Source organism: Nonomuraea angiospora (genome assembly GCF_014873145.1).
Taxonomy (GTDB): Bacteria; Actinomycetota; Actinomycetes; order Streptosporangiales; family Streptosporangiaceae; genus Nonomuraea; species Nonomuraea angiospora.
Map to the genome: position 1 here is coordinate 2,938,423 of NZ_JADBEK010000001.1, position 13,065 is coordinate 2,951,487.

12 protein-coding genes are annotated in these 13,065 nt (G+C 72.4%); 6 read left to right on the top strand and 6 right to left on the bottom strand.

Annotated features, from left to right (window positions below; genetic code table 11):
* Positions 1-17: 17 nt before the first annotated feature.
* Complete coding sequence (locus H4W80_RS13385; protein ID WP_192785389.1) at positions 18-1,064, bottom strand: winged helix DNA-binding domain-containing protein; 1,047 nt, start codon at positions 1,062-1,064, stop codon at positions 18-20.
* 9 nt (positions 1,065-1,073) lie between these two features.
* Between H4W80_RS13385 and H4W80_RS13390 the strand changes: the two genes are divergently transcribed.
* Positions 1,074-2,261 (top strand): cysteine desulfurase-like protein, encoded by a 1,188-nt coding sequence (locus H4W80_RS13390; protein WP_192785390.1) that lies wholly within the window; start codon positions 1,074-1,076, stop codon positions 2,259-2,261.
* 85 nt (positions 2,262-2,346) lie between these two features.
* On the opposite strand, the gene H4W80_RS13395 is transcribed toward H4W80_RS13390, so the two are convergent.
* Both H4W80_RS13395 and H4W80_RS13400 read right to left on the bottom strand, forming a co-directional pair.
* Positions 2,347-2,658 carry a hypothetical protein gene (locus H4W80_RS13395; RefSeq protein WP_192785391.1) on the bottom strand — a complete coding sequence of 104 codons (312 nt, stop codon included), beginning with the start codon at positions 2,656-2,658 and terminating at the stop codon, positions 2,347-2,349.
* Between the two features lie 89 nt (positions 2,659-2,747).
* Positions 2,748-3,464, bottom strand: a complete 717-nt coding sequence (locus tag H4W80_RS13400; protein WP_192785392.1) for an AfsR/SARP family transcriptional regulator — start codon at positions 3,462-3,464, stop codon at positions 2,748-2,750.
* A 140-nt stretch (positions 3,465-3,604) separates the two neighbouring features.
* On the opposite strand from H4W80_RS13400, the gene H4W80_RS13405 reads away from it, so the two are divergent.
* Positions 3,605-5,260 (top strand): acetolactate synthase large subunit, encoded by a 1,656-nt coding sequence (locus tag H4W80_RS13405; RefSeq protein WP_192785393.1) that lies wholly within the window; start codon positions 3,605-3,607, stop codon positions 5,258-5,260.
* Positions 5,261-5,301: 41 nt separating this feature from the next.
* Here H4W80_RS13405 and H4W80_RS13410 read toward each other — a convergent pair whose 3' ends face one another.
* From H4W80_RS13410 to H4W80_RS13420, 3 genes are all read right to left on the bottom strand, one after another.
* Complete coding sequence (locus tag H4W80_RS13410; RefSeq protein WP_192785394.1) at positions 5,302-5,859, bottom strand: hypothetical protein; 558 nt, start codon at positions 5,857-5,859, stop codon at positions 5,302-5,304.
* 244 nt (positions 5,860-6,103) lie between these two features.
* A complete protein-coding gene (locus H4W80_RS13415) occupies positions 6,104-7,798 on the bottom strand; it encodes a SulP family inorganic anion transporter (RefSeq protein ID WP_378526096.1) in 1,695 nt (564 codons plus the stop codon).
* Positions 7,799-7,960: 162 nt separating this feature from the next.
* Positions 7,961-8,584: a TetR family transcriptional regulator gene (locus tag H4W80_RS13420; RefSeq protein ID WP_192785395.1), complete on the bottom strand. Its 624-nt coding sequence runs from the start codon at positions 8,582-8,584 to the stop codon at positions 7,961-7,963.
* A gap of 66 nt (positions 8,585-8,650) precedes the next feature.
* Between H4W80_RS13420 and H4W80_RS13425 the strand changes: the two genes are divergently transcribed.
* The 4 genes from H4W80_RS13425 to H4W80_RS13440 all read left to right on the top strand — a co-directional run bounded on the left by H4W80_RS13425 (position 8,651) and on the right by H4W80_RS13440 (position 13,064).
* The gene (locus H4W80_RS13425; RefSeq protein ID WP_192785396.1) at positions 8,651-10,645 is read left to right on the top strand and encodes a HelD family protein; all 1,995 of its coding nucleotides are present in this window, start codon (positions 8,651-8,653) and stop codon (positions 10,643-10,645) included.
* A gap of 87 nt (positions 10,646-10,732) precedes the next feature.
* Positions 10,733-11,038, top strand: a complete 306-nt coding sequence (locus H4W80_RS60645; RefSeq protein ID WP_225963416.1) for a hypothetical protein — start codon at positions 10,733-10,735, stop codon at positions 11,036-11,038.
* Positions 11,039-11,377: 339 nt separating this feature from the next.
* Positions 11,378-12,025, top strand: a complete 648-nt coding sequence (locus tag H4W80_RS13435) for a PadR family transcriptional regulator (protein ID WP_192785397.1) — start codon at positions 11,378-11,380, stop codon at positions 12,023-12,025.
* Between the two features lie 175 nt (positions 12,026-12,200).
* Positions 12,201-13,064 (top strand): alpha/beta fold hydrolase, encoded by an 864-nt coding sequence (locus H4W80_RS13440; RefSeq protein ID WP_192785398.1) that lies wholly within the window; start codon positions 12,201-12,203, stop codon positions 13,062-13,064.
* Position 13,065 lies beyond the last annotated feature (1 nt).

A 13,065-nucleotide genomic window follows, 5' to 3' on the forward strand; every position in this document is an offset into this window, starting at 1 on the left:
CCTCCGCACCGAACCAATCAGACTCCGTCGATCACTTCAAGGGACGGGACCGCGTCGGGCTCCGCGAAGGCCAGCAGCCGCAGCCCCTCCTCCTCGAGCACGTCGAGAGAGGTGGAGGTGAACGGGCTGACGATCAGCGTGGCCTTCTTCGCGGTGCGCTTGATCTGCCACGTCCCGGCCGCGAAGCCGTCCACCAGGTAGACCGCCTTGACCCGGAGGTTCTTGGTGGCGACCCGGCCCTTGAACTCGTCGGCCAGCACGCGGGTGCGATCCGCGTGGCCCAGGGCCAGCGTGTCGAAGTCGGGCAGGAACCGCACGGGGGCGGGCGCGTCGCCGCCGGGGCGCGGCGCGCCGGGCAGGTCGTACAGCTCCCTTCCCGTGAAGTCCGTGAGCCTCTCCAGCTCCATGCCGGACATGACGCGTTTGAGGCCGCCCAGGCCGGACCAGGTCTGCACGTCGGCGGGGGTCGCCGGGCCGAACGCGGCCAGGTAGCGCTCGACCAGCGCCTCCACGCCCGCGGACTCCAGGGCGATGCCGGGCAGCGTGAACGCGGACTCGCGCGGGAAGCTCCACCGGTCCTCCGTCGGCACCATGATCAACGGGGTGAGCATGCGCACGGCGTACCCGAGCGCCCGGTCGTACGCGCCGGGGAACTCCTCCTCCAGCCTGGGCCTCAGCTCGTTGAAGGTCATGGGCCCCGCGGCCAGCAGCCGGTCGGCGGCGGCCACGACCGCGTCGAAGTCGACGCCATCGAAGCGGCGCGCGGCGGCGGCCAGCACGGGCCGCACCACCGGGCGGAACGCGGCGAAGTCCGCCGCGGTCACCAGGTGCAGCGTCGCGCGCCACAGGGTGGCCCGCACCAGCGTGCGGGCGTGCAGCGCCGCGTGCAGGTCGTCCCGCTCGAACCCCGCCAGCCGGGACCACACCCCCAGGTACGGCGGCCGCGGCTCCTGCGCCTGCAGGCCGACCAGCCGGTGTACGACATCGGTCACGTCACCCTCGTGCCGGTCGAGAAGGTGCTGGCGGGCCAAGGTGGCCCGGTTGAGGTCTCTGAGGGTGAGCATCTACCTATCATGCTCGATCCGACATTCCCCATCGAATTGGTACGTTCCTCCTACCCTGCGCTTGCCGACGGCTTCGCCTACCTCGACGGCGCGGCCGGCACCCAGACCCCGCAGCCGGTGATCGACGCCGTCTCCGCCGCCTACCGGGCCGGGATCGGCAACGTCGGCGGAGCCTTCCCGGCCAGCGACCGCTCCGGCGCCATCGTGGCGGCCTGCCGCGCCGCCGTGGCCGACCTCGTCGGCGGGCACCCGGACGGCGTGGTGCTCGGCCCGAACATGACCACGCTGACCTACCGCCTGGCCAGGGCCATCGCGGGGCCGGGCGACGAGGTCGTGGTCTCCAGGCTGGACCACGACGCGAACGTCCGGCCCTGGACCCAGACCGGCGCCACCGTACGCTGGGCCGAGGTGGACCCGGTCACCGGCGAGCTGCCCGTGGCGCAGTACGCGGACCTGATCGGCGAACGCACCAGGCTGGTCGCGGTGACGGCGGCCAGCAACATCCTCGGCACCCGTCCCGACGTGGCCGCGATCGCCGAGCTGGCGCACCGGGCGGGCGCGCTCATGTACGTGGACGGCGTGCACGCCACCCCGCACGGCCCGGTGGACATGCGCGCCCTGGGCGCCGACTTCTACGCCACGAGCGCGTACAAGTGGTCGGGCCCGCACATCGGCGCGGTCGTGGCCGATCCGGCGCTGCTGGAGACGCTGCGGCCGGACAAGCTGGCCTCCTCCCCCGACACGGTGCCGGAGCGGTTCGAGACGGGGACGGCGGCCTTCGCCGACCTGGCCGGGGTGACGGCGGCCGTGGACCACCTGGCCGCCCTGGTCCCGGGCACGGGCACCCGCCGCGAGCGCCTGCTGGCCTCGATGAGCGCGGCGGAGGAGCACGAGCTGGCGCTGTTCGCGGTGCTGATCGAAGGGCTGGAGACGATGCCGCACGTCACGGTGTACGGCAAACCCGCCAGGCGCACCGCCACCGCCTACTTCAACGTGGCCGGGCACACCCCGCGCCAGGTGGCCGAGCACCTGGCCGGGCTCGGCGTGAACGTCTGGAACGGCCACAACTACGCCTGGGAGCTGACCGGCGCGCTCGGCATCCGCGACTCGGGCGGGGCGGTGCGGGCGGGCCTGGTCCACTACAACGACCGCTCCGACGTGGACCGCCTGCTCGACGGGGTGGCCCGGCTGGGCTGAAACAGGGGTGGCCCCGCTTGGGCCGGAACAGGGGTGGACCCCACCCCGCGGGCGCGGGTGGGGTCCAGCTCAGTGGCCGAGATCGCTAGCAGCTGTGGTAACCCGAGTTGTAGCCGTCGGTGAACCCTCGCTGGTAGGCGCCGCCGCCGGAGTACTTCAGGCTGTAGGGCTCCTTCTTCTCGCAGGCGCTGCGGCCGTCGCTGTAACCGGCCATGCGGCCCTTCTTGTACTCGGCCTTCTTCTCCTTGGGTGGCTTGCTCGCGACGAGGGTGGTCGTCTGCGCGCTCGCCGCGGAGGTCTCCGCGAGCGCCTGAGCCGGCGAGGCGGCCAGGGGACTGAGAGTGACAGCGGTGAGAAGCGCTGGACCAGCCAGGATCAGGCTCTTCTTGATGCGCATTGCCGGTCTCCCTTCTGTCACCATCAGCGTGGAGGGGGCCGTGTCACCGCGCCGTGATGCCGACGTGACCGCAGCGTGACCGGGCTCGCTCAGCGACCGCGCAGGCTGGCCACCAGCTCCCGCAACCTGGGGGTCGGCTCGATGCCGAGCTCGGCCCGCAGGCTCTCCGTGTAGTGCCGGAAGTGGCGGATCGCCTCGGCCTGGTTGCCCTCCGCGAGATGGGCCTCGATGAGCGCGGCGCAGGCGCTCTCCCGCAGCGGGTCCGCGTGCGCGGCCACGCTCGCGGCCGCCACGGCCTCGGCGAACCGCCGCTGCCTGACGAAGATCGCCGACAGGGCCTCCAGGGCGTGCAGCCGCAGCTGGTGCCATTCGTCCGCGGCGGCCAGCACCCATTCCTCGTACCAGCCGGGCAGCAGGCCGTTGGCCAGCACCTCGACGGACCCCGCGCAGACCGCGGCCTCCTCCGCCTGGACGGTGGGGTCGATGAGGCGCTGCGCCAGCGCGCGAGCGTCGTCGAAGTCCACGCCGGTGTCCGGGGCCAGCCCGATCTCGGTCGTCCCGACGTGCAGCAGCGCCCGCCCGACCCCGTCGAGGCGTTTCAGCGCGGAGCGCAGGTTGGCGTGCGCGCGCCGCTCCGGCGCGTCGGGCCAGAGGGTGGTCGCCATCACGTTCCTGTGCACCGTCCTGCGGCTGATGGCGATGTACGCGAGCAGCCGTTCGGAGCCGTTGGAGACGGTGAGCTGCTCGTCGCCGGCCAGCAGCCGGAAGCCGCCCAGAAGCGCGAGACGGAAAGGTCGCTCCACCATGCCCCCGGTCCCCTCCTGGTGCGAGATCAGTCCGGGGAGCCGCTCCTTAGATACCCGCTGGCGAGGCCGGAACACCGGAATGAACGGTGGCCTTGCGGCGCTTGCAGGGAAGCAGTCGCTCAGGAAAGAAGGCGTGTCCCATGTCCACGCAGGCCGACGCGGCCCGGCTCATCGTCCAGGCGCTGGAGGCGGAAGGCGTCGAGTACGTCTTCGGCATCCCCGGCGAGGAGAACATCCACTTCGTCGACGCGCTCCAGGACTCCTCCATCCGCTACGTCCTCGTACGGCACGAGCAGGGCGCCGCGTTCATGGCCGAGATCTACGGCAGGCTGACCGGCAGGGCGGGGGTGGCCTCGGCCACGCTCGGCCCCGGCGCGATCAACCTGCAGCTCGGCGTGGCCGACGCCACCACCAACAGCACCCCGGTGGTGGCGATCAGCGCGCAGGTCGGGCTCGACCGCATCTACAAGGAGTCGCATCAGGTGGTGGACCTGGTGTCGCTGTTCAGGCCGATCACCAAGTGGTCGGAGCTCGCGCCGTCGCCGCAGGCGCTGCCCGAGATGATCCGCAAGGCGTTCAAGACCGCCCAGACCGAGCGTCCCGGCGCCGTCTACCTCGCCATCCCCGAGGACGTCGAGTCGGCGCCGGTGCCCGCGGACCTGCGGCCGCTCCCCGTCAACGTGGTACGCCCCCAGGACCCCTCCGCCGCGCAGATCGCCCGCGCGGCCGACGTGCTGGCCACCGCGCGCCGGCCCATCGTGCTGGCCGGGCACGGGGCCACGCGCGCCGGGGCCTCGCAGGCGCTGATCCGCTTCTCGGAGCGGCTGGGGCTGCCGGTGGCGACCACGTTCAACGGCAAGGGCGTCTTCCCCGACGACCACCGGCACGCGCTGGGAGCGGTCGGGTTCATGCGGCACGACTACGTGAACTTCGGGTTCGACGAGGCGGACGTGCTGATCAGCGTGGGGTACGAGCTGCAGGAGTTCGACCCCGTCAAGATCAACCCGCATCGCGACAAGCAGATCATCCACATTCACCGCTTCCCCGCCGAGGTGGACGACCACTATCCGGTGGCGGTCGGCGTCCAGGGGGACATCTCGCGCTCGCTCCACGCGCTCGCGGACGCCGTACACCGGCGCTTCGAGATCAACGGCACCGGCGAGAAGATCCGCCGCATGGTGCGGGAGGAGCTGGAGCAGGGGCGTTCGGAGGACGGGTTCCCGCTGTCGCCGCGCCGGATCGTGGCCGACGTCCGCGCGGCGATGGGGCGCGAGGACATCGTGCTGGCGGACACGGGGGCGGTGAAGATGTGGATGGCCCGCATGTATCCGACGTACGAGCCGAACACGATGCTGGTCTCCAACGGGCTGTCGTCCATGGGCTTCTCGGTGCCGGGGGCGCTGGCGGCCAAGCTGGCCTTCCCCCGGCGCCGGGTGCTGGCGGCGACGGGTGACGGGGCGTTCCTGATGAACTCGCAGGAGCTGGAGACCGCCGTACGGGAGCGGATCCCGTTCGTGGTGCTGGTGTGGGAGGACGGCGCGTACGGGCTGATCGAGTGGAAGATGGACCTGGAGCTGGGGCGCGACTCCAACGTCAGGTTCGGCAACCCCGACTTCGTCAAGTACGCGGAGAGCTTCGGGGCGCGCGGCTACCGGATCACCCACGCGGACGAACTGCTGCCGACGCTGCGCAAGGCGCTGGCGGACGACGTGGTGTCGGTGATCGCGGTGCCGGTCGACTACTCGGCGAACCTGGAGCTGACCGACAAGCTCGGCGAGCTCACCGGCCCCTTCTGAGCGGGCTTCACAGGCTCACCACTCCGAGTCCTGAGCGGGCTTCACAGGCTCAGGACGACGATGCCCACGCCGAGCAGGAGGTCGAGGACCATGCAGAACTCCGCCATCGACCGCGCCACGACCTGCTTGGCCCGCCACACGAGCAGGTCCTGCACACCGTGGGCGATCAGCGCCCCCGCGACCAGGAAGCCGCCGGCCTGGGGCGACAGGGTCAGCGCCAGCAGCGCCGCCCCGCCGAAGACCAGCATGGCCGGGACCTGCGCAGCCGTCAGCAACGGCTGCCGCAACAGCCCGCCCACCAGGCCGAGGATGATGAGGGAGACCGCGCCGCCGATCAGGGCGGGCCAGGCGTCGATCCCGAGCGCGTCCAGCACCACCCACGCCACGGTGCCGATGACGAACAGGGCCCAGACGGTGCCGGGCTTGCCGAGGACCGCCGCACCGAGGTAGATGAGCGCTGCCAGGAAGACGACGAACCCGAGCCCGCGGCCGTCCTCGAAGTCCAGGAGGGTGAGGACGGCGAAGCCCAGCCCGAGCAGAGTGGGCCAGCGATGCGCGACGGCCGGGAGCGCGCGGGGAGGCTCGGAAGTCCGTGTCATGCGCCGAGTGTCGCCGGTGGGGCGGTGGGGGATACAGGACTCGCGTGCTCCAGGTCCGAAATCTTGGTGAGCCGGTCCCCATCCATGGCGTCGGCCCCTCCCACCGAGGTCCCCGGGGAGGGCGCCCCTCCGGCACCGCACGCACGGCCGACGGACGCACGGTCAACGGACGGCGGTGGGCCGCACCCCGTGAGGTGAGGTGCCTCCCCCGATGGGTTGGGGGAGGCAGGTGGGGCGGAAGGGGTCAGCCGGCCAGGTGAGGGAGGACGCCGGTGTGGTGGAGGCGGTCGCGGGCGGCCGCGATGGCCTCGTCGGTCGTGGCGAACACCTGGCCCGCCTCGTCCAGCCGGGCGAGCACCCCGAGCGCCTCCAGCGGCTGGTGGTGGCCGTCCGGGATGCCCGAGACGTACACCAGGATGCCCCGCCCCTCGAGCTGTTCGATCGCGTCGCCCAGGACCAGCGCGCCGCTGGCGTCGATGGTGGTGACGCGGGACATGCGCAGCACCACCACGGACACGTCCGTCACCTCCGACAGCTCCATCAGGAAGCGGTGGGCCGCGGCGAAGAACAGCGGCCCGGCCAGGCGGTAGGTGACGATGTGCTCGGCGAGCAGCGCGTGCTCGTCCTCGGTGTGATGGGGCTGCAGGTCGTGGCGGAGCGGCTCGGCGTCGAGGCGGGCGTTGCGCGCCAGGGCGCGCAGGGCCAGCGCCCCCGCCACCACCAGGCCCAGGATGACCGCCACCACCGTGTTGAGCGTCAGGGTGGCGACGGCCGTCAGCACCAGGACCACGGCGTCGGCCCGGGTGGACCTGAACATGGCCTTGACGGCGTCGGTGTCGATCATGCGCACCGACGTGGCCAGCAGGACCCCGGCCAGCGCGGCCAGCGGGATCCGGGAGACGAGCCCGGCGGCGGAGTAGACGATCGCGGCCAGGATGCCCGCGTGGGCCAGCGCCGCGAGCCGCGACTGGGCGCCGGAGCGGACGTTGACCGCGGTGCGGACGATGGCGCCCGTGCCGGGCATGCCGCCGAACAGCGGGGTGACGAGGTTGGCCACGCCCTGCCCGAACAGCTCCCTGTCGGGGTCGTGACGGCATCCGGCGGTCATGCCGTCGGCGGCCTTGGCCGACAGCAGCGACTCCAGCGCGGCCAGGGCGGCCACCGCGACGGCCGGGGCGATCAGGGACGGCAGCGCCCCCGGATCCAGGAACCCCAGCGACGGCGCGGGCAGCCCGGCGGGCAGGTCGCCGATCCTGGCCAGCGGCAGCTCGGCCACCTCGGCGGCGACGGTGGCGATGGCCACGGCGGGCAGCGCGAACGGCAGGCTCGGCCGTACGCGTGCGGCCACCAGCACCACCGCGGCCACGGCCACGGCCACGGACGTCGCCCACCAGTGCGGGTGGGCGAGGAAGTCGAGGACGGCGTGCCAGGCCACGATCATGACCTTGTGGCTGTTCTCGGGCGGGACGCCGAGCGCCTGGGGCACCTGTTGCAGGCCGATCACGCAGGCGATGCCGACGGTGAACCCCGCCACGACCGGAGCGGGGACCACGGCCATGTAGCGCCCGGCGCCGGTGAGCCCCAGCGCGACCAGCAGCAGCCCGGCCAGCACTCCGACCGTGAGCACGCCGGTGGGGCCGTGGGCGTCGACGATCGGCATGAGCATCACCGTCATGGCGCCGCTCGTGCCCGTGACTTGCAGGTCGGAGCCGCCGAGCAGGGCCGCCAGCGCCCCGGCGACGACGGCCGTGGCCAGCCCGGACGCGGCGCCGAGCCCGGAGGAGACGCCGAACCCGAGTGCCAGCGGCAGCGCGACGACCGCCACCGTGAGCCCGGCGAGCAGGTCCTGGCGGGGGCGGCGGCACATGGCGGCCAGCGACTCGCGTTCAGGCAGCACGGCCCGCAGCCGCCCCCAGGCCAAGGCCAGCGCGCCGGTCACGAGCTGTTACCTTCTGGTCCGGAAATGTAACCGTCTTGGTGCGCGAAAGGTCCTCTCACCATCACTCCCTACGAGTAAAGAGCGCCCCGCAATGCACCAAATTGCATATTTTTGCAATTGGTCAAGAGGCTCAACGTAACAAGTACACCCCTTGCCACCTGCCTAAACGGGCTGTTCGCGAGGCGTGAACACGGGCAGCAGCGAGAACGCCCGCCCGGCGGCCCGGGTCGCCTCCCCCTCGACCTCCGCCATCGGCCGGCCTTCGGCCAGCATCGCCCAGTTGCGCCGGGCGAGCACTCGCTGCACGGCCAGCACCTGCCCGGCGACCAGCCCGGCGGTCAGCTCGTCGGTGATCTCCCCGAGCGCCTCGGCCAGGGCCTGCTCGTCCTGCGCCATGTGCTGGAACAGCCGCGCCGCCAGGCTCGGCGTCGAGAACACCATCCGGTGGTACGCCACCACGTCCGGATGGTCGTTGAGCCCGGTGACCGGGTCGCGCCGGGCGAGCCCGTCGAGGAAGTGGCGGCGCAGCGCCTCCAGCGGCCGCTCCCCCGGCCCCCGCCCCCGTACGACGCGGGCGGCCTCGCCCTGATGGTCGGCGATCCGGTGCAGCACCAGGTCTTCCTTGGTCGGGAAGTACTTGAACAGCGTCGGCTTCGACACCCCCGCCGCGGCCGCGATCTCCGTCACCGGCACCTCGTCGAAGCCGCGCGCCAGGAAGAGCGAGATGGCCGCCGCCGAGATCGCCTCGTGGACCCGCTGCCGCTGGATCTCCCGTAGTCCCGTCATGAACACAGCCTATCAAAGTGTTAACCTGGTTAAGTTCTTAACCGAGTTAACGCTTTGGGGGACGCGATGGGGACGCTCGACGACGAGAGGCAGTACGTCGAACGCTGCAAGGCCGGACTGCGCAGGATGCTCGAAGGCGCGCGCGACAACGTGATCATCGGAGAGACCGTGGCCGGCGACCGCTACAGCGCCGAGCGGCTGGGCCGCCACCTCAAGAGCCTGGCCAAGGAGCTGAGCGAGGAGCCCGAGGGCCCGCCGTTCTTCGGCCGGCTGGACTTCGGCGCGGGCTCGGCCGAGCACCGCGGGCGCGCGTACCACATCGGCCGCCGGCACATCACCGGCGAGCACGGCGGCCCGCCCGTGGTGATCGACTGGCGCGCGCCGGTCTCGCGGGCCTTCTACCGGGCCAGCGCCCGCGACCCCCAGGGCGTCGCGGTACGCCGCCGCTTCGGCTGGTCGGGCACGACGCTGACGAGCTTCGAGGACGAACGGCTCGAACGGGGCGAGGAAGGCGAGTCGCGCATCCTGGCCGCCGAGATCGAGCGCCCCCGCGTCGGCCCCATGCGCGACATCGTGGCCACCATCCAGCCCGAGCAGGACGACCTCGTACGCGCCGAATTGGACACCTCGATCTGCGTCCAGGGCGCGCCGGGCACCGGCAAGACGGCGGTCGGCCTGCACCGGGCCGCGTACCTGCTGTACGCGCACCGGCAGCGGCTCGAACGCTCCGGCGTCCTCGTCCTCGGCCCCAACCGGGCCTTCCTCGGTTACATCTCGGCCGTGCTGCCCGCGCTCGGCGAGGTGGACGTCGAGCAGACCACCCTGGAGCGCCTGCTGGCCCCCAGCACCGTCCCCGTCCCCGTCACCGCCGCCGACAGCGAGGCCGCCGCGCTGGTCAAGCACGACGTCCGGATGGCCGGGGTGCTGCGAGGGGCGCTGTACCGGCGGATCGCGAAGCCGGTCGAGCCGGTGGCGGTGGCGGACGGCTCGTACCGGTGGCGGGTGCCCGAGGACGAGCTGCGCCGCATCGTGGACGACACGCGCCGCGAGTCCCTGCCGTACGGAGTGGGCCGCGAGCGGGTGCGGGCCCGGATCGTGGCCGCGATCCAGCGCCAGGCCGAGGCGCGCGGGCAGACGGCGGGCGCGGCCTGGACCCGCAAGATCTCCCGCGCCGTCACCCCGTTCCTGGACGCCGTCTGGCCCGCCGTCAAACCCGAGGAGGTCCTGTACGAGGTCCTGCGCGGGCCGGCGGAGAGCCCGGGGGACGGCGCGCTGACGGAGGCCGAGTGGGAGGCGATCACCTGGGCCAGGCCGCCCCGCAGCGTCAAGAGCGCCAAGTGGACGACGGCCGACCTCGTCCTGCTCGACGAGATCGCCGCCCTCATCGAGCGCCCGCGCGGCTACGGCCACGTCATCGTGGACGAGGCCCAGGACCTGTCCCCCATGGAGTGCAGGGCCGTGGCCAGGCGCGCCGAGCACGGCTCGCTCACCGTGCTCGGCGACCTGGCCCAGGGCACCACGCCGTGGGCGGCCGCCTCCTGGCCGGAGCGCATGGCGCTGCTGGGCAAGCCGGACGGCCAGATCATCGCCCTGACCACCGGTTTCAGGGTCCCGGCGGCCGTGGTGGAGCTGGCCAACACGCTGCTGGCGGCGCTTGGCACGCAGGTGCCCGCGACGCGCTCGTACCGCTCCGACGGCCGCCTGCGCGTCACCCGCGTGAGCGTGCTGGAGAAGGGCGTGGTCGAGGCGGCGCGCGAGGCGATGGCGTTCGAGGGGTCGATCGGGGTGATCGCGGCGGACGCCGACGTCGAGGCGCTCGCGTCCGCGCTCCGGGACGAGGGCCTGGACGCGGGCGAACGCCTCACCGTGCTGCCCGCCTCGCTGGCCAAGGGACTGGAGTACGACCACGTGATCCTGGCCGAGCCCGCCGCCGTCGCCGAAGCCGAGCGGCGCGGCCTGAACCGCCTGTACGTCGCCCTCACCCGGGCCGTCTCCCGGCTGGACGTCGTTCACTCCAGGCCACTCCCGCCCCAGCTTTCTCATCCCACAGAAGCAGCCTGAAATCGGTAGATGTCCTGGTTCGTTCGGCTCGACAGGACTGGGCCCTTCGGTGTGTGATGTGGTTCACGTCTCGAGAGGAGCCCGCAAGTGACCTCTTCGCAGGACCCGCCCCAGGGCGACGATCCCAACACCCAGTGGTCGCAGCCGCCCCCGTATCCGCAGCCTCCTTACAAGCAGCCGCCGAGCAACCAGGTCCTGTCGATCATCGGGTTCGTCTGCGCGGTGGTGGCCGTGCTGTTCATCCCGATCCTGTTCGGCCTGGCGGGCATCGTGCTGGGCATCGTCGGTCACACGCGGGGCGAGCCGCTGGGCAAGTGGGCCGCCGTCGCCGCCGGCGTCGGGATGATCATCGGCATCGTCCTCGGCGTGATCCTCGTGAGCAGCATGTCCTGACCCGAGCCGCCCCGGGCGTCACCGACTCCGTATGACGTGACCCCCTCCCGGGGCGGCGCCGCTTGTCCTCCCCCGCCCACCCGCTCCCGTCCACCGGTTGAGCTGCCCTCCCGTAGCACCCCGCCTCCAGGACGCGCGGCGCACAGCAGGCCGCCTCCCGTAGCGCCCGACACCGCCTCCGCATGCAGGACGCGCGGCGCACAGCAGGCCCCTCACGCTCCCCCACCCCGCCGCGCCGCCTCCGATCTCGCGGACGCACCGCGCTTCCCTATTGCGTGGCGGATACTCGCGCGCGTATGCTCGCATACGAGTAATCGTCCACGAGGGAGTTGAGCCCGGATGACCAAACGGCGCAGGGTCGCGAACCTGCTGGCTCTGGCCGTGCTGACGGTGGCCGGGCAGCGGCCGATGCACCCGTACGAGATGGCCTCGGTGCTACGGGCGCGCGGCAAGGACCAGGACATGCCGATCAAGTGGGGATCCCTCTACACCGTCGTCCGCAACCTGGAGAAGCACGGCCTGATCGAGGCCGTGGAGAGCCTCAGAGAGGGCGCCCGCCCCGAGCGGACCGTCTACCGCGTCACCGAAGCCGGCCGGGAGGAGGCCGACGACTGGACGCGCGAGCTGCTGTCCACGCCCGTGCGGGAGCCGTCGGCGTTCGAGGCGGGGTTGTCGGTGCTGGGCGGGCTCGGCCCGGACGAGGTGGTGCCGCTGCTGCGGCAGCGCCTGGACCTCCTGGAGCAGCAGCTCCAGGAGGCGCGCCGGGCCCTGGAGCGGGACCGGGAGGAGGTGCCCAGGCTGTTCCTCCTCGAGTCCGAGTACGCGCTGGCGATGCGGGAGGCGGAGGCGGGCTGGGTGGGCGCGCTGCTGGCCGAGCTGACCTCCGGCACGTTCCCCGACCTGGATGGATGGCGGGCCTTCCACCGGACCGGCGAGCTGCCCCCTGAGGTGGCGGACATCGCGGAGTGGGGCAGCACAGCGGATTGACCTCGGCGACCGGCGAAGAGCCCGGTGGCCGATCGCAAGACCGGCGGCGGTGCGGGAACACCGCCGCCGGGAGACCTTCGTACCGAAATGCCCGTGAAGCGGGACCCCGGACACGAGATGGCACTCGTAACAATAGCCGGGCTCCCCTTCACGGACCGAACCATGGGGAGTCACCATGACCACGATCACGACCACTCTCGACACCGTGACGTCGAAGGACGGCACCACGATCAGCTACCGCCGGCTCGGCCGCGGCCCCGGGCTGGTGCTGCTGCACGGAGCGATGCAGACCGGCCACAGCAACATCGAGCTGGCCCAGGCCCTCGCCGACGAGTTCACCTGCTACGTGCCCGACCGCCGCGGCCGGGGCCGCAGCGGCCCGTCAGGTCCGGACTACCGCCTCGATCGCGAGGTCGAGGACCTCGACGCGCTGCTGACCGCGACCGGGGCGGACCGCGTCGTCGGCGTGAGCTCGGGCGCCATCATCACGCTGCGCACCGCGCTCGTGCGGCCCGGCCTGCGCAAGGCCGTCATCTTCGAGCCGCCGCTGGACATCGACGGCTCCTTCCCGGCCGGCTGGCTGGCGCGCTTCGACCGGGAGCTCGCCTCCGGCCGTATCCCGGCGGCGCTGGTCACCGGGATGAGGGCGGCGCGGCTGGGCCCGCCGGTCTTCAACGTCATACCGCGGGCGATCCTGGAGCCGCTCACGGCCATGATGCTGAAAAGTCAGGACAAGGCCGCGGTCGAGGGGGAGCCGACGTTCCGGGAGCTGGCCCCGTCGCTGCACAACGACGGGCAGCTGGTGGCGGAGACGGCCGGCGCCCTGGACCTCTACCGGTCGATCGAGACGGAAGTGCTCCTGCTCGGCGGCACCCGGAGCCCCGCCTATCTGAAGTCCGCGCTCACCGGGCTGGAGCGTGTCCTGCCCCATGCCCGGCGCGTGGACCTGCGAGGTCTGGACCACAGCGCGACCGGCAACGCCGACCAGCGCGGACGCCCCGAGCAGGTCGCGGCCGCGATCCGCGGCTTCCTGTCCTAGC